The organism is Rhizobium bangladeshense (assembly GCF_001662075.1).
Taxonomy (GTDB): domain Bacteria; phylum Pseudomonadota; class Alphaproteobacteria; order Rhizobiales; family Rhizobiaceae; genus Rhizobium; species Rhizobium bangladeshense_B.
In genome coordinates this window covers 677,756-699,491 of sequence record NZ_LYPL01000001.1, presented here as the reverse complement: position 1 = coordinate 699,491, position 21,736 = coordinate 677,756, and the positions used below count along the sequence as shown (strand labels likewise).

The 21,736-nt window shown below is 62.1% G+C and carries 15 protein-coding genes; 3 read left to right on the top strand and 12 right to left on the bottom strand.

What is annotated here, in order from left to right; genetic code table 11:
• Window positions 1-12: 12 nt before the first annotated feature.
• The 5 genes from dnaK to A7X77_RS03375 form a co-directional block, all read right to left on the bottom strand.
• Window positions 13-1,929, bottom strand: a complete 1,917-nt coding sequence (dnaK, locus tag A7X77_RS03395; RefSeq protein ID WP_064681575.1) for a molecular chaperone DnaK — start codon at window positions 1,927-1,929, stop codon at window positions 13-15.
• Between the two features lie 381 nt (window positions 1,930-2,310).
• A complete protein-coding gene (locus A7X77_RS03390) occupies window positions 2,311-4,635 on the bottom strand; it encodes a transglycosylase domain-containing protein (protein ID WP_064681574.1) in 2,325 nt (774 codons plus the stop codon).
• Window positions 4,636-4,897: 262 nt separating this feature from the next.
• Window positions 4,898-5,119, bottom strand: a complete 222-nt coding sequence (locus A7X77_RS03385; protein ID WP_064681573.1) for a hypothetical protein — start codon at window positions 5,117-5,119, stop codon at window positions 4,898-4,900.
• A gap of 343 nt (window positions 5,120-5,462) precedes the next feature.
• Entirely contained in the window at window positions 5,463-6,152 is a 690-nt protein-coding gene (locus A7X77_RS03380; RefSeq protein WP_064681572.1) for an SH3 domain-containing protein, read from the bottom strand.
• Window positions 6,153-6,544: 392 nt separating this feature from the next.
• A complete protein-coding gene (locus tag A7X77_RS03375) occupies window positions 6,545-7,933 on the bottom strand; it encodes a dipeptidase (protein ID WP_064681708.1) in 1,389 nt (462 codons plus the stop codon).
• Between the two features lie 214 nt (window positions 7,934-8,147).
• Between A7X77_RS03375 and A7X77_RS03370 the strand changes: the two genes are divergently transcribed.
• A complete protein-coding gene (locus A7X77_RS03370) occupies window positions 8,148-10,475 on the top strand; it encodes a bifunctional diguanylate cyclase/phosphodiesterase (RefSeq protein WP_064681571.1) in 2,328 nt (775 codons plus the stop codon).
• Window positions 10,476-10,599: 124 nt separating this feature from the next.
• Here A7X77_RS03370 and A7X77_RS03365 read toward each other — a convergent pair whose 3' ends face one another.
• A complete protein-coding gene (locus tag A7X77_RS03365) occupies window positions 10,600-11,016 on the bottom strand; it encodes a MarR family winged helix-turn-helix transcriptional regulator (RefSeq protein ID WP_064681570.1) in 417 nt (138 codons plus the stop codon).
• 427 nt (window positions 11,017-11,443) lie between these two features.
• On the opposite strand from A7X77_RS03365, the gene polA reads away from it, so the two are divergent.
• Both polA and A7X77_RS03355 read left to right on the top strand, forming a co-directional pair.
• Entirely contained in the window at window positions 11,444-14,437 is a 2,994-nt protein-coding gene (gene polA / locus A7X77_RS03360; protein ID WP_064681569.1) for a DNA polymerase I, read from the top strand.
• Window positions 14,438-14,608: 171 nt separating this feature from the next.
• Complete coding sequence (locus A7X77_RS03355; RefSeq protein WP_064681568.1) at window positions 14,609-16,969, top strand: DNA translocase FtsK; 2,361 nt, start codon at window positions 14,609-14,611, stop codon at window positions 16,967-16,969.
• Window positions 16,970-17,004: 35 nt separating this feature from the next.
• On the opposite strand, the gene A7X77_RS03350 is transcribed toward A7X77_RS03355, so the two are convergent.
• From A7X77_RS03350 to phnL, 6 genes are all read right to left on the bottom strand, one after another.
• Window positions 17,005-17,508: a GrpB family protein gene (locus A7X77_RS03350; protein WP_064681567.1), complete on the bottom strand. Its 504-nt coding sequence runs from the start codon at window positions 17,506-17,508 to the stop codon at window positions 17,005-17,007.
• A gap of 20 nt (window positions 17,509-17,528) precedes the next feature.
• Window positions 17,529-18,125, bottom strand: a complete 597-nt coding sequence (gene phnN, locus A7X77_RS03345; protein ID WP_064681566.1) for a phosphonate metabolism protein/1,5-bisphosphokinase (PRPP-forming) PhnN — start codon at window positions 18,123-18,125, stop codon at window positions 17,529-17,531.
• Window positions 18,122-19,261: an alpha-D-ribose 1-methylphosphonate 5-triphosphate diphosphatase gene (locus A7X77_RS03340; protein ID WP_064681565.1), complete on the bottom strand. Its 1,140-nt coding sequence runs from the start codon at window positions 19,259-19,261 to the stop codon at window positions 18,122-18,124. The genes phnN and A7X77_RS03340 overlap by 4 nt, the downstream gene beginning before the upstream one ends.
• A gap of 13 nt (window positions 19,262-19,274) precedes the next feature.
• The gene (locus tag A7X77_RS03335; protein ID WP_064681707.1) at window positions 19,275-19,970 is read right to left on the bottom strand and encodes a DUF1045 domain-containing protein; all 696 of its coding nucleotides are present in this window, start codon (window positions 19,968-19,970) and stop codon (window positions 19,275-19,277) included.
• Between the two features lie 426 nt (window positions 19,971-20,396).
• Entirely contained in the window at window positions 20,397-21,014 is a 618-nt protein-coding gene (locus A7X77_RS03330) for a DapH/DapD/GlmU-related protein (RefSeq protein ID WP_064681564.1), read from the bottom strand.
• Entirely contained in the window at window positions 21,011-21,718 is a 708-nt protein-coding gene (phnL, locus tag A7X77_RS03325) for a phosphonate C-P lyase system protein PhnL (RefSeq protein ID WP_064681563.1), read from the bottom strand. The genes A7X77_RS03330 and phnL overlap by 4 nt, the downstream gene beginning before the upstream one ends.
• Window positions 21,719-21,736 lie beyond the last annotated feature (18 nt).

Genomic DNA, 21,736 nt, shown 5'->3' with positions numbered 1-21,736 from the left:
CGCCGCCGCGGATTACGCGGACTTCTTGCGGTCGTCGTCCTTGATTTCCTCGTAGTCGGCGTCGACGACATTGTCGCCGCCTTCCGCGGAGGCATCGGCAGCAGCGCCGCCTTCGGCCTGCTGTGCTTCATAAATCGCCTGGCCGAGCTTCATGGAAACTTCCATTAGCGTCTGGGTCTTGGCCTTGATGTCGTCAGCATCCGGTTCGGAGGCTTCCGATGCCGTCTTCAGCGCGGCGATCGCATCCGAAATCGCGGTGCGGTCGGTTTCGGAGACCTTGTCGCCGTAATCCTTTAGCGACTTTTCCGTCGAGTGGATCAGGCTTTCGGCCTGGTTCTTGGCTTCCACGGCCTCGCGGCGCTTCTTGTCTTCGGCCGCGTGCGACTCGGCATCCTTGACCATCTTCTCGATATCGGCGTCGGAGAGGCCGCCGGAGGCCTGGATGCGGATCTGCTGTTCTTTGCCGGTGCCCTTGTCCTTGGCCGAAACCTGGACGATGCCGTTGGCGTCGATGTCGAAGGTCACTTCGATCTGCGGCACGCCGCGCGGCGACGGCGGCAGGCCGACGAGGTCGAACTGGCCGAGCAGCTTGTTGTCGGCAGCCATTTCGCGCTCGCCCTGCGAAACGCGGATGGTGACGGCCTGCTGGTTGTCTTCAGCGGTCGAGAAGGTCTGGCTCTTCTTCGTCGGGATCGTTGTGTTGCGCTCGATCAGGCGGGTGAAGACACCGCCGAGCGTCTCGATGCCGAGCGACAGCGGGGTCACGTCGAGGAGCAGAACGTCCTTGACGTCGCCCTGGAGAACGCCGGCCTGGATGGCCGCGCCGAGAGCGACGACTTCATCCGGGTTGACGCCCTTGTGCGGCTCCTTGCCGAACAGCTGCTTGACGACTTCCTGAACCTTCGGCATGCGGCTCATGCCACCGACCAGAACGACTTCGTCGATTTCGGCAGCGGTGACGCCGGCATCCTTGAGGGCTGCCTTGCAGGGCGCGATCGTGCGCTGGACGAGATCGTCGACCAGGCTTTCGAGCTTGGCGCGGGTCAGCTTCAGCGTCAGGTGCTTCGGGCCGGAAGCGTCAGCCGTGATGAACGGCAGGTTGATTTCGGTCTGCTGCGAGGACGACAGTTCGATCTTGGCCTTTTCGGCAGCTTCCTTGAGGCGCTGCAGGGCAAGCTTGTCGTTCTTCAGGTCGATGCCGTTGTCCTTCTTGAACTCGGCAACGAGATATTCGACGAGACGCATGTCGAAGTCTTCACCGCCGAGGAAGGTATCGCCGTTGGTGGACTTCACTTCGAAGACGCCGTCGCCGATCTCGAGGATCGAAATATCGAAGGTGCCGCCGCCAAGGTCGTAGACGGCGATCGTCTTGCCTTCTTTTTTGTCGAGGCCGTAGGCGAGAGCGGCAGCGGTCGGCTCGTTGATGATGCGCAGCACTTCAAGACCGGCGATCTTGCCGGCATCCTTGGTTGCCTGGCGTTGCGCGTCGTTGAAATAGGCCGGAACGGTGATGACCGCCTTCTCGATCTTTTCGCCGAGATAGGATTCGGCGGTTTCCTTCATCTTCTGAAGGATCATCGCGGAAATCTGTGCGGGCGAGTAACCCTTGCCATTGGCTTCGACCCAGGCGTCGCCATTGTCGCCCTTGACGATGCTGAAGGGAACGAGATGCTTGTCCTTCTCGACGGTCGGATCTTCGTAGCGGCGGCCGATCAGGCGCTTCACTGCAAAGAGCGTGTTCGTCGGGTTGGTGACCGCCTGGCGCTTGGCCGGCTGGCCGACGAGGCGCTCGCCGTCATCGGAAAAAGCCACCATGGAAGGGGTCGTGCGCGCACCTTCCGCATTCTCGATGACCTTCGCGTCCTTGCCGTCCATGACTGCGACGCAGGAATTCGTCGTTCCAAGGTCGATACCAATTACTTTTGCCATGTCATTCTCTCCTTGAAGCAAGCTGTCGGAACCCCCAGAAGGCATTTCCCTGACAGCCCCTTACGGGATGGGTCTACTTAAGATTACGCAATCGTGATTGCGGTGATGCGGCGTATATAAGGAGCGGTTTTCTGGACTGCAAGGCGGGAAATCGCCCGGAATCCAGCAAAACGAATGTGTTGCCTCCAATTTTGACGGTAGCCGGGAAAGAGCTCTGCCCATAGCGGGAGAGCGGCTGCTTTCCGCGCATGTCCTGCAACGGTGGCGGTGGTTTTACGGCAGAGACATATCCAACAGGTAAAGGCCCTGAACATCGCAGGCGAATCTGAAAGTCGCGATGCGTTTTGCGGATCGGGCCTGCGCGGGCGCTCTGCGAAAATCTCACTGGCCCATGATCAGATCGAGCAGCGTGGTGCGCCGCGACTGCACCGAAGAGGTCGTCTGCGGCGTCCCGACATCGCCGGGCGGCACGACGTTTCCATAGTCGGACCCGCCTTCGGCAATATCGGCAGGTGGAACTGGACCGTTTCCTGACGACGCGGTGTGCTGCCGGACGGGCGCCTGCGGATAGCGGTTGGCATTCTCGTCACCACCGAAGACACCGGAAATGATCCCGCCGATCGTGGTCGATGGCGGCGCTTCGGCCGTGACCGGCTGCCCGCCGTCCGGTGCTGCCTGCGCCGTTGGCTGGCCGCTGTTCTGATCGCCGATCAGCTGGCCGTTGCCGAAGAGCGGCGCCGGCGAAAGACCTTTGTGGGCGGCGATCATGAATTCCTTCCAGGCCTTGGCCGGCAGGCCGCCGCCGGTCACCTTCTTCATCGGCTTGCCGTCGTCATTGCCGAACCAGACGCCTGTCGTGAGGTTACTGGTGAAGCCGACGAACAGCGCGTCGCGGGAATTCTGCGTCGTGCCCGTCTTTCCGGCCGCCTGCCAGCCGGGGATCTTGGCGCTCTTGCCGGTGCCGTTGTCGATGACGCCCATCATCATCGCATTCATCTGCGCGGCGATCTGCTCGGACATCACACGCGGCGGGCTGTCATAGGTGTTTTCGTAAAGAACCTTGCCGTCTGCGGTCGTCACCCGGCGAATGACGTGCGGCGTCGCCTTGTAGCCGCCGTTCATGAAGGCGGCATAGGAGGCGGTGAGCTCCATAAGCGACACTTCGGACGTGCCGAGCGCAATCGAGGCGTTCGGCTGCAGCTCACTTTCGATGCCGAGCCGGTGGGCGAGCTTGATCACCTGGTCGGGCCCGTCATACATCACCAGCTGCGCGGCAACCGTGTTCAGCGACTTGGAAAGCGCGGTGGCGAGCGTCACTTCGCCATTGTATTTCTTCTCGTAATTCTCCGGCGTCCAGTCGCCGATGCGGATCGGCGCGTCATTGAACACCGAAAAAGGCGTCAGTCCCTTTTCCAGCGCTGCAGCATAGACAAAAGGCTTGAACGAGGATCCAGGCTGGCGCTTGGCCTTGACGGCGCGGTTGAATTGGCTCGTTGCATAGTCCCTGCCGCCGACCAGCGCCCGGATCGCACCGGTGCCGTCGATCGAGACGAGTGCCGCCTGCGAGGCGTCGAGCTTGTCGCCTTCCTTGTCGAGGACATCGACCAGCGATTGCTCGGCTTTTTTTTCCAGTGACTTGTCGATGGTCGTATCGACGATGACGTCTTCCTTGACGTCGCCGATCAGGCCCGGCAGTTCATCCATCACCATGTCGGCGACATAATGCCCGGCGCCCGACCAGTAGCTCTTGGCCGAAGCCGGGGTCTGCGACATCGCGGTCTTGACCTCGGAATCGGTGATGAAACCCTGTTCGCGCATCGCCGCGAGCACGAGCTGGGCGCGCGCATTCGCAGCTTCCGCGTCCCGGGCCGGCGAAAGCCGCGACGGCGCCTTGAGTAGCCCGGCCAGTACTGCGGCTTCGCCGAGGTTCACGTCCCGCGCCGATTTGTTGAAGTAGCGGCGTGACGCCGCCTCGACGCCATAGGCGTTCGATCCGAAGAACACCCGGTTGAGATACATCGCAAGGATCTGGTCCTTGGTGTACGTCTGCTCCAGCCAGAAGGCGAGCAGTACCTCCTGCACCTTGCGCTCCAGCGTTCTATCGGGAGAGAGGAAGAGGTTCTTGGCAAGCTGCTGCGTCAGCGTCGAGCCGCCCTGCACCATGTGGCCGGCTGTGAAATTGGTGACGATCGCCCGGCCGAGGCCGAGCGGATCGACGCCGAAATGCGAATAAAAACGCCGGTCTTCGATGGCGATGACGGCCTCGGGAATATAGGGCGACATGTTTTCGAGCGATAGCGCCTCGCCGCCGGTGGCGCCGCGATTGGCGATGACGCTGCCGTCGACGGCGGTGATCTTGACGTTCGGCGGCCGCTCTGGAATCGCCCATGTGCTGGCGCTCGGCATGCGCGAACCATAATAGACAACAAGCCCGGCAACGCCGATCCCGACCCAGATGAACAGCACGACGCTCCAGTAGACCACACGGCGCAGAAAGCCGAAAAAGCCGCCGCTTTCACGCTCGCGCGGCTCGCGCCGCCGCTGGCGGGCGGCACGCTGCGGTGGGGGCCTGGAACCGCCGCGTCGCGCCGATCTGCTGCCGATGACGCGGTCATCGGCATCGAGCGAAAATTCATCATCGTCGCGGACCGGGCGGCCGCTGAAGGACGGTTCTATTCTGTCGCTTGATCTGCCTCTGCCTGCCATCGCCGACCGGTCGCATCCCCTGTTCGATCGCGAAGCCCACTTCGCATAACGGCGCCCCTGCAGCGCAGCGTGTCCTTCCGGACGCGCAAAGAACGCTGTAGCACTTTGAAGGGCTGCGTGATTTGCCTTCAACCTATTCCGGTTCAAGGAACGACGCAGCGGGCGACGCGATCATCCGGTTGAACTGTAATTGCGGCGATTTAACGGGGTGTTAAAGGGCGGCAAACGACGGCGTCGCGCTGCCTCCCGCTAAATCGTCTCTTCAATATTGGCGGGCTTCGTAATCGTCGGGCGTTTCCGGATCCTGCTTATATTCCCACTCGCCCAGATGAAAGCGGCGCCAGATCTGGCCTGAAGGGTTGAGGCTTGCCCCATCAGTCAGGCGTACAGGAAGGATGGGGTTGTATTTATGCCAGAGGGTAACGTCCGTGGCGGCCGCCCGAGGGCCGAACAGCCCGAAGAAAGCCAGGTAGTCTTGGGTCATCAGGGTTCCAGCAGATCGATCCGCAATACTGCAAATTGCTATAAGCAACCCGGCAAAACAAGAGCGGCAGGCTGCGCTCACAGCAAATTGTCGATGCATCGATCAAATGCGATTTCTGATTTAAGGAATTATGCGCAGGATGGAACCAATAGGCTCGACGATTGTTTATTGAGCAGCGGGACACCCCCTCACGTCCCGCCTAGATCGGCCGTCTCCCCTCAACGCGGCCGATCGACATCAGGCCCGGTGCATCCCCCCAAGGAGCGCCGGGCTTTTTTCTGGCACTGCTGCCGATTGAACCCGTCCATGCAGAGAGGGCGGCATTGCTGCCGCCCTCGATATTTCAGTTGTCGCAGGACGGATCGCCCGGGCGGCAGACAAAGGGCGAAGCCCTGGGATCCGGGCGGTTGTAGGTGTCGGCCTTCCCGCCCCTGAACTGCGGCAGATCACGGAAATTCGAACTCCTGTTGTCGTCATCCCTGCGGACCTCTCTGCGGCGTTCCTCCCTGCGGACGTCGTCGCGTCGGTCCCGGTCACGATCCCGGTATTCGCGGACCTGATAATCCCGATCCCGATACTCCCGTGGCCGGTAATCCCGCTCCCGGTACTCGCGGTCGCGGTAATAATAGTCCGGGCCGCGGCTCCAGCGGTCACGCTCGCGATAGAAATCGCGGCCGCGGTAGTAGCGGTCCCAATAATTGCCGACGCTGAAGGTAACCATTGGAATGCCGAGCGGACGGTAATATTGCGGACCGACATAGACACGGCGTTGCTGATAGACGGCCTGCACATACTGGCCGGAAACCCAGCCGCGGCCGCCGTAGAATTCGACGTCGCACCAGTTGACGTTGGAAAGACATCCACGGATTTCGACCGAAGAGCCGGCGGGGATGACTGCGACGGCGGGATAGCGCGTGCTTGGTCCCGCACGCATGTTGACATTCGCCGTCGAGTAACCCTCGGCGGCCTGTACTACCGCCGGAGCCAGCACAAGCAGCGCGGCCGCGGCGATCTTGACGATGAGGTTTTTCACGCTTCTCACTCCTCGTTGGCGTGTTTTCAGCAGCACTTGGCTGCGTTTCTTTGCGGCATATGCCATATGCGCAAAGATAGAGCGATCGCCGGCATTTGTTAGGGCGTCACCATTTTCCTTGTCTTTCAAAAGCTTATACTGAGGTCGCGATGAACGCAGCTTGAACGAGGGGGATTTTGTGATGCGATCTGGGGTTTTCGACACTGCAGACGCTTGTGCAAGTGTCGTTAACCGCTCGTTAACCTTTCGAAGGCAGTCTCGTTGCAATACCGCCTTCTCCTTGACCACGGATGAACTGGCACTGAGATGAGCGGATAACGAAAGGCCGGTTTGAACCGGCCTTTTTGTTGTCGCAAATTTTTGTGCTGCGTGAGACGCGCCAGTCTCTCCTCTCAGGCGGCAAGGGCCTGAAGAATCCGTACCCAGGAGCGGATGCCCTTGTGATAGGAGACAAGCTCGTATTTTTCGTTCGGCGAATGGATGCGGTCGTCGCTGAGGCCGAAGCCGACGAGCAGCGATTCCATGCCGAGCATCTTCTGGAAGTCGCCGACGATCGGGATCGAGCCGCCCATGCCGATGACGATGGCGGGTTTCGGCCATTCGTCGGAAAGCGCCGTCTTTGCCTTGGTCAGCAGAGGCGAGTCATAGGAGAGATGAATCGCCGGCGAGCCGCCATGCGGATGGAATTCGACCGAGCAATCGGCCGGAATTTTCGACCTGACATATTTGCGGAAAGCCCCGCGGATGGCGGTCGGATCCTGGGTGCCGACGAGCCGGAACGACACTTTCGCCGAAGCCTTGGCGGCGATCACCGTCTTGAAGCCTTCGCCGGTATATCCGCCCCAGATGCCGTTGATTTCGGCGGTCGGCCGCGCCCAGGTCAGTTCCAGCACCGACCGGCCGTTTTCGCCGGAGGGAATGGAAAGGCCGACTTCGCCGAGGAATTTGTCCGCGCTCTTGCCGAGCGTCTCCCATGACGCCTTGATGTTGTCGGGCGTTTCCTCGACGCCTTCATAGAAGCCGTCAAGCGTGATGCGGCCGGTCTCGTCATGCAGCCCGGCAAGCGCCTCGACGAGAATATGGATCGGATTTGCCGCCGCCCCTCCGAACAGACCGGAATGCAGATCGCGGTCGGCGGCCGTCACGACCACCTCCTCGCCGACGAGGCCGCGCAGCGCCGCGGCGATGGCCGGCGTGTCGCGGTCCCACATGCCGGTATCGCAGACAAGCGCATAGTCGGCCTTCAATTCGGCGGCGTTGGCTTCGAGAAAAGGTTTCAGCGACGGCGAGCCCGATTCTTCCTCGCCTTCGAAGAGAATGGTGATGCGGCAGGGAAGCGCGCCGTTGATCTCCTTATAGGCGCGGCAGGCTTCGACGAATGTCATTAGCTGGCCCTTGTCGTCGGATGTGCCGCGGCCGGTCAGGATCTTGCGTCCCTCGCCGATATCCTTGATCGACGGCTCGAAGGGATCGTTTTCCCAGAGCTCGATCGGATCGACCGGCTGCACGTCGTAATGGCCGTAGAACAGTACATGGGGCGCATCGGCGGAGGCCCCGGCATGGTGGGCGACCACCATCGGATGGCCGGGCGTGTCACGCACCGAAGCGGAAAAGCCGATCCCCTGGAGATAGGCGACCAGCCATTCGGCGGCTTTCCGGCATTCGGCCTTGAAGGCGGGATCGGTGGAAATCGACTGGATGCGCAGAAGCTCGAACAGCTTTTCGAGACTAGAGGAAAGGTTCTGATCCGCGCGTGCAAGCACCTGTTGTACATCCGTCATTTTCGACTCCTTTTTGAAATTCGGCCGGACGATAGACCAAACCAGCAGGGCAGGCGAGGCGGAAAAAGCAAAAGTGGGCGTGGCGGAAGTGACCCAGATCTGGACCCGTGTCGGGAAGATTTGTCGGATAGTATAGAAGAACATCCTAATTCAATTTACGGTTATTTAGTACAACCAAATTAACTTGACCGAATTCAGCTGTGCGAGGGGCGAGATGTTTTCGGTCATTACTTGTATTCGCGACAATCACGATTGGCGGCTGGTGCTGGCGGCGGCCGTGGTCTGCCTGATCGGCGCAATGGCAGCGATGCTGCCGCTTTCCCGCGCCCAGGAATGCGATGCCGGACGCCGCAAGCTTTGGATCGGCGCGTCGGCTTTCGCCTTCGGCACCGGCGTATGGGCAACCCATTTCATCGCGATGCTGGCCTATGACGGCGGCATGCCGATCAGCTACCAGCTGGGCCTGACGGCGCTTTCCTTCCTCTTGTCGGTGGTCGGCTCGTGGGCGGCAATCCTCGTCGCTTCGCAGGGCCGGGGCAGGTTTTCGCGCATCCAAGGCGGCGTTCTGATGGCGCTCGGCATCGCCTCGATGCACCTGACCGGCATGCAGGCGATCGAGACGCAGGCGGTTATCCTCTACGATCCGTACATGACGTTGAGTGCGGTACTCGCGGGGGCGCTGCTGTCGAGCATTGCCTTCCACGCCTTCTTCCACTTGAAGGGACTGAGACGGCTCCTCGCCTCGTCGGTCACCTTCGTCCTTGCGATCTGCACACTCCACTTCATTTCAATGGCCAGCATCACCCTCGTGCCGGATCCCGGCAAAGAGGTTCCGGCAATGGTGCTGGATACCAGCCTGCTGGCCGCGATCGTCGTGGTGGCGGCCACAGCTCTCATTCTGATCGCTATTGCCGTGGTCTTCGTCGAAAGCCACCTGACGGATCTGAGGGGACTCGCAAATGCGTCGCAGGAAGGATTGCTGATCCTGCGGGAAGGCAGGATTATCGATACTAACGAACGCTTTCAGGGACTTTCCGGCTGGAAGCTTGCCGATCTCTCGGGCAAGGCGCCCTCCATTGTCTTAACCCAGGGACAGAACAGGCCGGGCGAGACGCTGCTCAACACCAGGAATGGCAGGGAGATCTCCGTCGAAGTGAACACCAGCAGGATCGTCTATCGCGGGCACCACTGCGACGTGCTGGCGGTGCGCGATCTTACCGAGCGCAGGCAGGCCGAGGAGATGATCGAGCATCTCGCCCACCACGATGTTCTCACCGACCTTCCAAATCGGTCGTTGTTCGACAAGCGCATCCGCCAGGCGCTGCAGATGGCCAAGGGAAAGAACAGCGAGGTTGCCCTCTTCTATATCGATCTCGATCGCTTCAAGACCGTCAACGATATTTTCGGCCACGCCGAGGGCGACCGCATTCTTTGCAAAGTCGCCTCCATCCTGCGTCGCGTGGCCGATGAACGCGATACCATCGCCCGTCTCGGCGGCGATGAATTTGCCATCATTCAATCCTCCGGACAGCAACCGGCGGCCGCGCAGAAGCTCGCAGCCGCGATCCTCGACGAATTCGCCGCCGAGATGGATATGGCGCGCGACCCGACCGCCGTCGGCGTCAGCCTCGGCATCGCTCTTTATCCGACCGACGGAAGCGATGCAGACGAGATCTGCAACAACGCCGATATCGCCCTTTATCGGGTCAAGCACGGCGGCCGCGGCAAGGCCTGTTTCTTCAATGCGGAAATGGACGAGGCCACGCGAGCCCGCCGCCAGATCGAAAGCGAACTGCGCCACGCCATCACCCGCAATCAGATCCATGTCAGCTATCAGCCGGTTCTCGATGCACAGAACGGCGAGATCAGCGGTTACGAGGCCCTGATGCGCTGGAACCGGCCGGGCCACGGCCTGAGCGAGCCGGATGTCTTCATTCCGATCGCCGAGGAAAGCGGGTCGATCGTCCAGCTCGGCGAGTGGGTGCTGCAGCAGGCCTGCAAGGAGGCCGCGCGCTGGCCGCTTCCGCTGCGGATCGCCGTCAACGTTTCGCCGGTGCAGTTCATGCTGCCAAACCTATGCGAGCGGATCGAGGCGATCCTCAAGGAAACCGGGCTTGCGCCCGGCCGGCTGGAAATCGAGATCACCGAGGCCGCTCTCATCCGTGATCGCGACCGGGTGATGGCCACGCTGCAGCGTCTGCGCAGCCTGGGGGTTCACATCGTCATGGACGACTTCGGCACCGGTTTTTCCTCGCTTTCCAACCTGCGAACCTTCCCTTTCGACAAGATCAAGGTCGACCGCAGCTTCACCGGAATGCTGGACCATGACGCGGCGGCGCGCTCGATCGTGCGCGCGATCATCGGCCTCGGTCACAGTCTCGGCATGCCTGTCGTGACGGAGGGCGTCGAAACCGAGACGCAGCGCCAGATCGTCGTCGAAGAAGGCTGTGCGCAGGTACAGGGGTTTTTGCTCGGCAGACCGGATGTCGAGCCGAGCACCAAGCTCGCTGCCCGCGAGAGCCTCCTGTCCTCGATAGCCTAATGCATGTCGCCCGGAAGCGTGCATCGGTTCCGGCACAACGACATGCATCAAAACAAAAGGCTAAAGGACGATCCGTCGATAACGTGGCGGTGATCCAGCCGTCTTGCCGGCGAGCAATACCCGGTCAGAGCGCCTTGGCGTTTTCCAGCAGCCGGCGGATATATTCGAGCGTCAGCTCGCGCTCGAAACTCCGAAAGCCCTTGAACAGCGCGAGGTCGGCCTCGCGCGCACTTTCGATCGCTTCGGCTTCCATGGCACGCGCCTTCGGCGTCAGGAAGATCAGCTGCGCCCGCTTGTCGGAGGGATGCGGCCGGCGTTCGATCAGCCCGTCGCGGACCATGCGCGACAGCGTATTGGCCATGGTCGCCTGCTCGATATCGACCCGCTCGAGCAACTGTTTCTGGGTCAGGCCGTCTTCGCCCCAGAGTTCCAGCAGAATGGGAAACTGACCGGGAGAAAAACCGAGCCCGACCGCGCGCCGGTGCAGCGAGCGGGCAAAACCCTTCGCCAGCTGGCTGGCAAGGTAAGCTCCCGAATCCATGCGGTTAAATCCCATGATTGCAAGTTAGGCTCAAAACCGTGCCGGAGACAATGCAGCAAATCGCATAGGACGTTCCAAAAAAATGCAAGCTCCGCCCATCGTTTCGAGGGGCGGAAAAACAAAAGTCGCCATGGCCTGGAGGTTGGCCATGGCGACCTTAAAATGGGGACAAAGGCCCGGAGAGGGGGATAAGGCCTTTGTCCAAGCCTGATGCGGCGGGGGACAAGCCGGTGATCAGACCCGCGGCGCGATCAAGCGCCGGTGACATGGATTTGTAACTGCGAATGTGGTTTTTCAAGGGTCACGCCACGTTACAAATCGGTAACAGTTTGGTGAGCAGGAATCGCTTCTGCATAATTCCCCATAATCTCTTGGCGCGCCGAACTTTATATGGACCTCGTTTCGTGCCCGCGCTATCCATGCACGCATGAAAAAAGGCGATCACCTCTTCCTAGTCGACGGTTCCGGTTTCATCTTCCGGGCGTTCCATGCATTGCCGCCGCTGACGCGCAAGACGGACGGCCTGCCGGTCGGCGCCGTTTCCGGTTTTTGCAACATGCTGTGGAAGCTTTTGAGGGATGCGCGCAATACCGATGTCGGGGTGACGCCGACGCATCTTGCCGTCATCTTCGACTATTCCGCCAAGACGTTCCGCAAAGATCTCTACGACGCCTACAAGGCGAACCGTTCGGCCCCGCCCGAAGAGCTCATCCCGCAATTCGGGCTCATCCGCGAGGCAACCCGCGCCTTCAACCTGCCCTGCATCGAAACCGAAGGCTTCGAAGCCGACGACATCATCGCCACCTATGCCCGCCGGGCCGAGGCAGCGGGGGCCGATGTCACCATCGTTTCCTCGGACAAGGACCTGATGCAGCTCGTCACAGCAAATGTCCACATGTATGACAGCATGAAGGACAAGCAGATCGGCATTCCCGATGTCGTCGAGAAATGGGGCGTGCCGCCGGAAAAGATGATCGACCTGCAGGCAATGACCGGCGACTCCGTCGACAATGTGCCCGGCATTCCCGGCATCGGCCCGAAAACCGCCGCCCAGCTGCTTGAGGAATACGGTGATCTCGATACGCTGCTCGAGCGCGCCACCGAAATCAAGCAGGTCAAGCGCCGCGAGACGATCCTTGCCAATATCGAGATGGCCAAGCTCTCGCGCGAACTCGTGCGACTGCGTACCGACGTGCCGCTCGATCTCGATCTCGACGCGCTGATGCTGGAGCCGCAGAACGGTCCGAAGCTGATCGGCTTTCTCAAGACGATGGAATTCACGACGCTGACGCGACGGGTCGCCGAAGTCTGCGATTGTGACGCAAGCGCCATCGAACCGGCGGTCGTCCGCATCGAATGGGGTGATGCCGCCCATGGTCCCGATCTCGATGCGGCCGAGCCGGCACCCGTCGCCGGCGCCATCCCCGACGTCTCGGGGCCATCCGTGCCCGTGCCGCCGCGTGCGAAGGCTGGCGTCGAAGGCGCTTTTTCACCCGCCGATCTTGCCAAGGCGCGGGCCGAGGCCTTTGCGACGCTGCCCTTCGATCATTCCACCTATGTGACGATCCGCGATCTAGCGACGCTCGACCGATGGATCGCCGATGCGCGCGACACTGGCCTCGTGGCCTTCGATACCGAGACGACGTCGCTCGATGCCATGCAGGCCGAGATCGTCGGCTTTTCGATGGCGATCGCCGACAATGTCGCCGACCCCACCGGCACGAAGATTCGCGCCGCCTATGTGCCGCTTGCCCACAAGAACGGCGTCGGCGATCTGCTCGGCGGCGGCCTTGCCGAAAATCAGGTCCCGATGCGCGATGCCCTGCCGCGGCTGAAGGCGCTGCTGGAGGACGCTGCGGTTCTCAAGGTCGCCCAGAACCTGAAATACGACTATCTGCTGATGAAGCGCTATGGCATCGAGACGAAGAGTTTCGACGACACGATGCTGATCTCCTACGTGCTCGACGCCGGCACCGGCGCCCATGGCATGGACCCGCTCTCGGAAAAATTCCTCGGCCATACGCCGATCCCCTACAAGGACGTGGCGGGCAGCGGCAGGGCGAACGTCACCTTCGATCTGGTCGATATCGATCGCGCCACCCATTATGCCGCCGAAGACGCCGAGGTGACGCTGCGCCTCTGGCTGGTGCTGAAGCCGCGGTTGGCGGCAGCCGGACTGACCAGCGTTTATGAACGGTTGGAGCGGCCGCTATTGCCGGTGCTGGCGCGCATGGAAGCGCGCGGCATCACCGTCGACCGGCAGATCCTGTCGCGCCTGTCCGGCGAGCTGGCCCAGGGTGCGGCACGGCTGGAAGACGAGATCTACACGCTGGCCGGCGAGCGTTTCAACATCGGCTCGCCGAAGCAGCTCGGCGACATCCTGTTCGGCAAGATGGGTCTTGCCGGCGGCAGCAAGACGAAGACCGGGCAATGGTCGACCTCCGCCTCGGTGCTCGAGGATCTCGCCGCCGCCGGTTTCGAGCTGCCGCGCAAGATCGTCGACTGGCGCCAGCTCACCAAGCTGAAATCGACCTACACCGATGCGCTTCCCGGCTATGTGCATCCGGAGACAAAGCGGGTCCACACCTCCTATTCGCTGGCCTCGACGACGACAGGGCGCCTTTCTTCCTCCGAGCCGAACCTGCAGAACATTCCGGTGCGCACCGCCGAAGGCCGCAAGATCCGCACCGCCTTCATCTCGACACCGGGCCACAAGCTAATTTCCGCCGATTACAGCCAGATCGAACTGCGCGTGCTTGCCCATGTGGCCGAGATCCCGCAGCTGACCAAGGCATTCGAGGATGGCGTCGATATTCACGCCATGACGGCGTCGGAAATGTTCGGCGTGCCGGTCGACGGCATGCCGGGCGAGGTGCGCCGCCGCGCCAAGGCGATCAATTTCGGCATCATCTACGGCATCTCGGCCTTCGGCCTTGCCAATCAGCTTTCGATCGAGCGGTCGGAAGCCGGCGACTATATCAAGAAATATTTCGAGCGTTTCCCCGGCATCCGCGACTATATGGAAAGCCGCAAGGCGATGGCGCGCGACAAGGGTTATGTCGAGACGATCTTCGGCCGGCGAATCAACTATCCCGAAATCCGCTCGTCCAATCCGTCGGTGCGCGCCTTCAACGAGCGGGCCGCGATCAACGCGCCGATCCAGGGCTCGGCCGCCGACGTCATCCGCCGGGCGATGATCAAGATGGAGCCGGCGCTTGTTGAAGCCGGTCTTGCCGAGCGTGTCCGCATGCTCTTGCAGGTGCACGACGAGCTCATCTTCGAAGTCGAGGATGAGGATGTCGAAAAGGCGATGCCGATCATCGTCTCGGTCATGGAAAACGCCACCATGCCGGCGCTCGAAATGCGCGTGCCGCTGCGCGTCGATGCCCGCGCCGCCACCAATTGGGACGAGGCGCATTAACCGCCTCCCCAAAACGGAAAAAGATTTTTCCGCTTCACGCAACTCATTGAAATAGCGTCGGTTTGCTTCTGGCAGCTGTATCTGATCGATCCGGCTGGAAGGAACTTATTAACCTTCCTTTTCTATCCCGGTAGGGTCGTAATTTGTTAGGCATGAGTGAGTAGCGGACGCATGCGTTTTCCCAGAACCAATTTGACGGATGCCGCAGATTTTTCCAGCGGGCTTGAAACCGAGCTTGCGGAGGAAAATCCCGGCGAAAAGCCGGCGGCGCCGATCTGGCAGAGCAACTTCTCGCTCGCGCCGAATGTCCGCTTCACGCGCACCCCGGAAACGCTGATCAGCCGGCGCCGTCCGCCGAACGAGCCCGTTCGCGACGAACCGCAGCCCGAACAGCATGCGATACGGATAGAACCGGTCGCCGTCGATGTGCCTTTCGACATCTATCTGCCGGAGCCGAGCGAGCTTGCCGCAGCGCCGGCTGCGATGATCGAGATGCCGCAGCCGCCGGCCTCCGCCCGGGCGGAGGCGCCGGCCTTGCGCGCTGCTTCCGAACTGGCTTCGATTTCCGATTTCGCCTTCTGGGAAGTCATGGCCTTCGAAGAAGGCGAGCCGGTCCGTACACCCTCGATCGTTGTTCCGAAGATCGAGACCACGCCCGAATCGATTACCGCCCTGTTCCGAGTCATGGAATGGCGTCCGGGCGCGCCGAAATCGGCTTCCGCAGCATCGCGCCCGATCCAGCCGCCGGCTGCAACGCCCGCATCGGCGGCTCCGCGGTTGCCGGCCGCGATAACCCTGGAAAAGCCGGTTCTCGCTGCGGAGCCGATTGTGCTGGCCCAGAGAGGCGTGCCCCAGGCACCCCAGACCGCACCAATGCCGCAGGCTACACCGTTGCCCCAGGCTACAGCGCTGCCCCAGGCGGCGCCGGCGCCTCGGTCGACGCCCCCCGTCGCCGCCGTCCTGCCGTCGCCGCGCCTTATAGCAAGACCGGAAAAGGTCGACGCGTCAGGCTATGAATTCCCGCCCCGCGCCCTGTTGCAGGAGCCGCCGGAACGGCTTGGCGAAATCATGTCGCAGGAGACGCTGGAACAGAATGCCGGTCTTCTGGAAAGCGTGCTGGAAGATTTCGGCATCAAGGGCGAGATCATCCATGTCCGCCCCGGCCCTGTCGTCACCCTCTATGAATTCGAGCCGGCGCCCGGCGTGAAGTCGTCGCGCGTCATCGGCCTCGCCGACGATATCGCCCGCTCGATGTCGGCGCTTTCTGCCCGCGTCGCCGTCGTTCCCGGCCGCAACGTCATCGGCATCGAACTGCCGAATGTCACCCGCGAAACTGTCTATTTCCGCGAGATGATCGAGAGCCAGGATTTCGACAAGAGCGGCTATAAGCTGGCGCTCGGCCTCGGCAAGACCATCGGTGGCGAGCCCGTGATTGCCGAGCTTGCGAAGATGCCGCATCTGCTCGTCGCCGGCACCACCGGCTCGGGCAAATCCGTCGCCATCAACACGATGATCTTGTCGCTGCTCTATCGCATGACGCCGGAACAGTGCCGGCTGATCATGGTCGACCCGAAGATGCTCGAACTCTCCGTCTATGACGGCATCCCGCATCTGCTGACGCCCGTCGTCACCGACCCGAAGAAGGCAGTCATGGCGCTGAAATGGGCGGTGCGCGAGATGGAGGAGCGTTATCGCAAGATGTCGCGCCTCGGCGTGCGCAACATCGACGGTTATAATGGCCGCGTCTCCCAGGCGCGCGACAAGGGCGAGACCATCCATATCATGGTCCAGACCGGCTTCGACAGGGGAACCGGCGCGCCGGTCGAGGAGCAGCAGGAGCTGGATCTCGCGCCGATGCCCTATATCGTCGTCATCGTCGACGAAATGGCCGACCTGATGATGGTCGCCGGCAAGGAGATCGAAGGTGCGATCCAGCGTCTGGCGCAGATGGCGCGTGCCGCCGGTATTCATCTGATCATGGCGACGCAGCGCCCGTCGGTCGATGTCATCACCGGCACGATCAAGGCGAACTTCCCGACCCGCATCTCCTTCCAGGTGACCTCGAAGATCGACAGCCGCACCATTCTCGGCGAACAGGGCGCCGAGCAGCTGCTCGGCCAGGGCGACATGCTGCACATGCAGGGCGGCGGCAGGATTGCCCGCGTGCACGGTCCCTTCGTTTCGGATGCCGAGGTCGAAAAGGTCGTTGCCCATCTGAAAACCCAAGGCCGCCCGGAATATCTCGACACCGTTACCGCCGACGAAGAGGAAGAGCCGGAAGAGGAAGAGGCCGGCGCCGTCTTCGACAAGAGCGCCATGGCCTCCGAGGACGGCAATGAGCTCTACGAGCAGGCAGTCAAAGTCGTCATGCGCGACAAGAAGTGCTCGACCTCGTACATCCAGCGCCGCCTCGGCATCGGCTATAACCGCGCCGCCTCATTGGTCGAACGCATGGAGAAGGAAGGGCTCGTCGGCCCGGCCAATCACGTCGGCAAGCGCGAGATCGTATCGGGACGAGGCGACAGCGACTGATCGGGGACGGCCGAAGCGCCGCAGGCGCTTCGGTCTCACGTTCTCAACGTGGCCAATCGTATCGTCTCGTTGACAAAGGCCGATTTTCCGGCGGTATAAAAATCCCGGTCGCCGTCTGCCTCCACGGCCAGCCGCCGTTTGAGATCGGCATAAGCTTCGGCCCTGTCGGTATGATCCCTGAGATAGTCGCGAAACAGGATGCGTTGCCGATGCGCGAGGTTGGCGGGGTCGCAAAGATAGAGCTTGAAGCCATAGGCTTTGTGATCTCGAGTGAAGGCCCAGCGGTTCTCTCCCAAGTCGCCGTGGAAGACAAAATCGGCAGAGCGCAGGATGCCGATAGCCGCCGGCAGAACATCGTCTGAGATGGTGACGACATCGAGGTCGATTTTCGGCTTGGCCGCCAGGCCAGGCACCGACGTGCTGCCGAGATGGTCGATGGACAGCACGACATCGCCGAGCAAGACGGAGATTTCGGCGCTGATTTCGGCAAAGCGCCGCGGCCAGGAGGGATCGTAGTCGACCACTTTGATGGCGCGCATGCCCTTCCCTTCAATTGCGGTCAATGCACCTCGGCGAGCAGCCCGTCGAGGATCGCGATCATCTTCTGCTTGGCCTCTTCGAGCGAGCCGCTATTGTCGAGCTCCGTCACGTCGTAGTCGCCGCGCACCGTCAGCGGCCCGCGGGCGAGTCTCGCCATGATATCCTCATGCGTCTCGCGCCCGCGCGCCTCCAGCCGACTGGCGAGCACTTCGGGCCGGGCGGTGACGTTGATCACCTTGAGCCGCGGGAAAGCGGCCTGGAAACGGTGAAGCGCCGAACGCGAACCATTGGCGACGACGACATGGCCGCGGGACAGTGCCACCGAGACCTCGGCCGGGATACCGTACTTCAGACCGTGCGCCTCCCACCACACGGCGAAGGAGCCCGACTGTTCCATCGCCGTAAAGCCTTGGAGGGAGACGGAAAGGTGGTCTTCGCCGCCGGCGTCACGGTGGCGGGTGATGACGCGGCGGGTGAAGTGAATGTCGGCGCGGCCGGCGAAATGCCGGGCGGCAATGTTCATCAGCGTGTCCTTGCCGGCGCCGCTCGGCCCGACGACGACGACCATGATGCCGCGCTCGGCGCCGGCTCCGGGATGGGGTTCGTGCGGGCTCATGCGACACGGCGTCCCTGGCGCCAGACGGAGCGTGTCACCGGCACGCCATGCGAGCGGTGGACGCGGACGAGATCGGCGCGCAGCCCTGTCGCGATCCGGCCGCGGTCGTCGAGGCTGACGGTGCGGGCGGGCGTCGACGTCACCATGGCGATCGCCTTCGGCAGCGTGATGCTCTCGACCTCGTCGGCGAGGATGAAGGGCGCATGCAGCAGGCTGAGCGGCACGTAATCGGAGGACAGCACGTCGAGCACGCCCATCTCGGCGAGGTCGCGGGCGGCGATATTGCCGGAATGGGATTTGCCGCGCACGATGTTGGGCGCCCCCATCAGCACGCTCATGCCGTGCTCGTGCGAGGCGCGGGCGGCGTCGAAGCTGGTCGGAAATTCGGCAAGCCGCACGCCGTTGTCGATCGCCTCGTCGACATGGGCGAGTGTGGCGTCGTCATGGCTTGCAACCGTGATGCCGCGTTCGGCACAGACCTTGGCGATGGCGTTACGGTGCGGGGTCGAATTGCGCGCCGATTCCGCCTGACGCTTGGCGACGAAACGGGCGAAGACCTCGTCGCTCAAGCCCCGCTTCTTCTGGTAGTAGAAGATATATTGATCCATCGTCTGGAACTGGCGCTGGCCGGGCGCATGATCCATCAGCGAGACGAGCCGCACATGCGGATCCTTCTCGAAATCCGCGAAATGTTCGAGCACATTGTCGGCCGAGACCTCGCAGCGCAGGTGCAGAAGGTGCTCGGCGCGCAGCCGGCCCTCCCTCTCCGCCGACTGAATGGCGTCGGCCATGTCGCGCATCTCGCCAAGTTCGAAGCCGCCGTCCTCGTCCGCACCCATGCGGAGGCAGTCGAACACCGTGGTGATGCCGGATGTGACGATCTGGGCGTCATGTGCCTGGACCGCGGCGGTCTTGTTCCAGCGGATGCCGGGGCGCGGCTGATAATGGCCTTCGAGATGGTCGGTGTGCAGCTCAACGAGGCCGGGAATGATGAAGTCGCCTTCGAAATCTTCGCCGGCTACCGACTTCCCTTCGGAAATATCGGCGATCTTGCCGTCGCGGATGAGGATCGATCCGGCGAGGACGTCATCCTCGAGAACGATGCGGGCGTTGGAAAACACGGTCTCTTTGCTCATCTCGTCAGGTCTTTCAGCTTTTGGCGCCGGAAAGCGGCAGCCAGGAATGAACTTTGAACGGGGCGCCGCGCGTCTCCTCGACGAAGACGGCAAGGCCGGAAATCGACAGCGGCCGGCCGGTGAAACCGGCAAAACGCTCGGCCAGGATCGCATTCATCACCGCGGCGCGGGCCTCGGGTACTTGCCCGCTCAGCGTCATGTGGAAGCCGAAATCCTCCATGACGTAGGGATAACCCCAGCGCTGCAGATTGGCGCGCTGGCTGTCGCTGAGCTTCTCCGGGTTGCGCCTGATGATATCGGCCTCCGAAAGCGCCGCGCGAAACGGTTCGAAAGACTTTACCACCTTCGCGGCGAAATCCTGAAGAGGTTGATGAAGAGAACCGGGGACGAGCGCAAAAAAACGCCCGAGTTGACCGAGCACGAGTTCGGGAACTTCGAAGGCCGGCGTGCGCGCGGCGAAATCCTCGGCAAAAGTCATGAGGTCCGATTCGGTGACGGAGGTGGCAAGCGCAAACGGCGCCTTGATCGTGGCGTGAAAGCCATAGCGCCGTGGATCGGCGGTCAGTTCGAGCTGCTCTGCCTGGCCGAGCTGCTCATAGGCCGGGGCGGGATAGGTCTCGCCCGTAAAGGCGTCGCGGCCGAGCCAGCGCGAGGCCGCGCCGGTCAGGGGATCATCCTTCGGCGGCGAGAAATAGAGAGCGTAGCGCAAGGCTTTTGTCCTGGGGATCGTCGAAACGGGGAGCGCAATGTGCAGTGATTTGGCGGCGAACCGCAAGCAGGCTCCCCGGCTAAAAGATTTCGGTGACAGAATGATGATGCGGCAGTTTGTCAGTGGTTCTTTTTCCCCGTCACGCACGGGCGCAGCGCATTGGATAGGTTGTCGAAGGCGAAGATTACCAGGATCCGCTCCAGCCAGGCGGCGCCGACGGCGCGCAGGCATCTGGCCCTGGGGAATGGTCAGTGTCACGGCATCAACGGCGAGCTTGTTCCCGAAACGGCGTGTGACATTCTTCAGCTCGAATCTCATGCTCTTCCTCCTGTATTCCAGGCGTTGATGAGCAGCGCATTCGTCCCGCTTCGTGAACGTCGCGTGTCATTTTGTGTAAGTGGTGTCCCGGCGCTGCGAAGACCAAATCTAGGCCCCGTAGCGCGCCAGGAAATCTTCCGCACTAAGGTCGCGAAAATCCTGCAGCGCCAGGCGTAGCCGGTCATGCTCCCAGTCCCACCAGGCAAGCGTGTCCATACGTTCGCCGACCCTTTTCGAAAAGCGCTCGCGGATGAGCTTGGCCGGCACGCCGCCGACGATCGAGTAAGCCGCAACGTTCTTCGACACGACGGCGCCGGCGCCGATCACCGCGCCGTTGCCGACGCTGACGCCCGGCAGGATCGTCGCCCCATGGCCGATCCAGACGTCGTTGCCGATTGTTACGCGGTTTGCGCGCCGCCAGGCGAAGAAATCCTCGTCCATGTCGGCGTCCGGCCAGTAGTCGGCGGCGCGATAGGTGAAGTGATGCAGCGTCGCCCGCCAGGTTGGATGGTTGGTGGCGTTGATGCGCACGGCGGCGGCAATATTGACGAACTTGCCGATCGTCGCGCACCAGACGGAGCCGTCCTGCATGATGTAGGAATAGTCGCCGAAGGTTGCCTCGCTGATGCGGCAGCGATCGGAGACCTCCGTATAGCGCCCGAAGGTGGAATCGCTGACCTCGGCCGTTTTGTGGATATAGGGCTCGATATCAAGCTTGCGGCTCATGCGGCGATCTTCCTCGGCGAGAACTGCTGGACGTCGAGGACACGGTCGGCGACCGCCTCGCGCACTTCCTCATCATGGAAGATGCCGAGAAGGGCGACGCCCGCCTTTTTCTTCTCCGCGATCATGTCGACGACGACGGCGCGATTTTTGGCATCGAGCGAAGCCGTCGGTTCGTCGAGGAGCAGGATCGTGTGATTGGTGATGAAGCCGCGCGCGATATTGATGCGCTGTTGCTCGCCGCCGGAGAAGGTGGCGGGCGGGAGCTGCCAGAGTGCTCCCGGCAGGTTGAGCTTGGCAAGCAGCGCGCCCGCCTTTTCCCGCGCCGTGATGGGGTCATCGCCACGCGCCACGAGCGGTTCTGCCACCACGTCGATCGCCGCCACGCGCGGCACGGTGCGCAGGAACTGGCTGACATAGCCGAGCGTATTGCGCCTAACGTCGAGCACGGTGCGCGGATCGGCGGCGGCGAGATCGACGACGCGGCCGTCGTGGCGGATGAGGATCTGACCGGTGTCGACCGCATAATTGCCGTAGATCATCTTGAGCAGCGAGCTCTTTCCAATGCCCGACGGGCCGCCGAGCACGACACATTCGCCTGATGCGACCGAGAAGGCGACATCGGAGACGACGGGCAGCCGGATGCCGTCACGCAGGTGCATGGTGAAGCTCTTCGAGACTTCGGAAACGACGAGGGGCGTTGGCATGATGTCTTCTTCCCTGGT

Excerpts from the sequence above, each read along its gene's own strand:
- A7X77_RS03375 (WP_064681708.1), bottom strand. The coding sequence starts at position 7,933 with ATGACGGATGTACAACAGGTGCTTGCACGCGCGGATCAGAACCTTTCC.
- A7X77_RS03385 (WP_064681573.1), bottom strand. The coding sequence starts at position 5,119 with ATGACCCAAGACTACCTGGCTTTCTTCGGGCTGTTCGGCCCTCGGGCG.
- A7X77_RS03355 (WP_064681568.1), top strand. The coding sequence starts at position 14,609 with ATGCGTTTTCCCAGAACCAATTTGACGGATGCCGCAGATTTTTCCAGC.
- phnN (WP_064681566.1), bottom strand. The coding sequence starts at position 18,125 with ATGAGCCCGCACGAACCCCATCCCGGAGCCGGCGCCGAGCGCGGCATC.
- A7X77_RS03390 (WP_064681574.1), bottom strand. The coding sequence starts at position 4,635 with ATGGCAGGCAGAGGCAGATCAAGCGACAGAATAGAACCGTCCTTCAGC.
- dnaK (WP_064681575.1), bottom strand. The coding sequence starts at position 1,929 with ATGGCAAAAGTAATTGGTATCGACCTTGGAACGACGAATTCCTGCGTC.
- A7X77_RS03365 (WP_064681570.1), bottom strand. The coding sequence starts at position 11,016 with ATGGATTCGGGAGCTTACCTTGCCAGCCAGCTGGCGAAGGGTTTTGCC.
- A7X77_RS03370 (WP_064681571.1), top strand. The coding sequence starts at position 8,148 with ATGTTTTCGGTCATTACTTGTATTCGCGACAATCACGATTGGCGGCTG.
- polA (WP_064681569.1), top strand. The coding sequence starts at position 11,444 with ATGAAAAAAGGCGATCACCTCTTCCTAGTCGACGGTTCCGGTTTCATC.
- A7X77_RS03330 (WP_064681564.1), bottom strand. The coding sequence starts at position 21,014 with ATGAGCCGCAAGCTTGATATCGAGCCCTATATCCACAAAACGGCCGAG.
- phnL (WP_064681563.1), bottom strand. The coding sequence starts at position 21,718 with ATGCCAACGCCCCTCGTCGTTTCCGAAGTCTCGAAGAGCTTCACCATG.
- A7X77_RS03340 (WP_064681565.1), bottom strand. The coding sequence starts at position 19,261 with ATGAGCAAAGAGACCGTGTTTTCCAACGCCCGCATCGTTCTCGAGGAT.
- A7X77_RS03350 (WP_064681567.1), bottom strand. The coding sequence starts at position 17,508 with ATGCGCGCCATCAAAGTGGTCGACTACGATCCCTCCTGGCCGCGGCGC.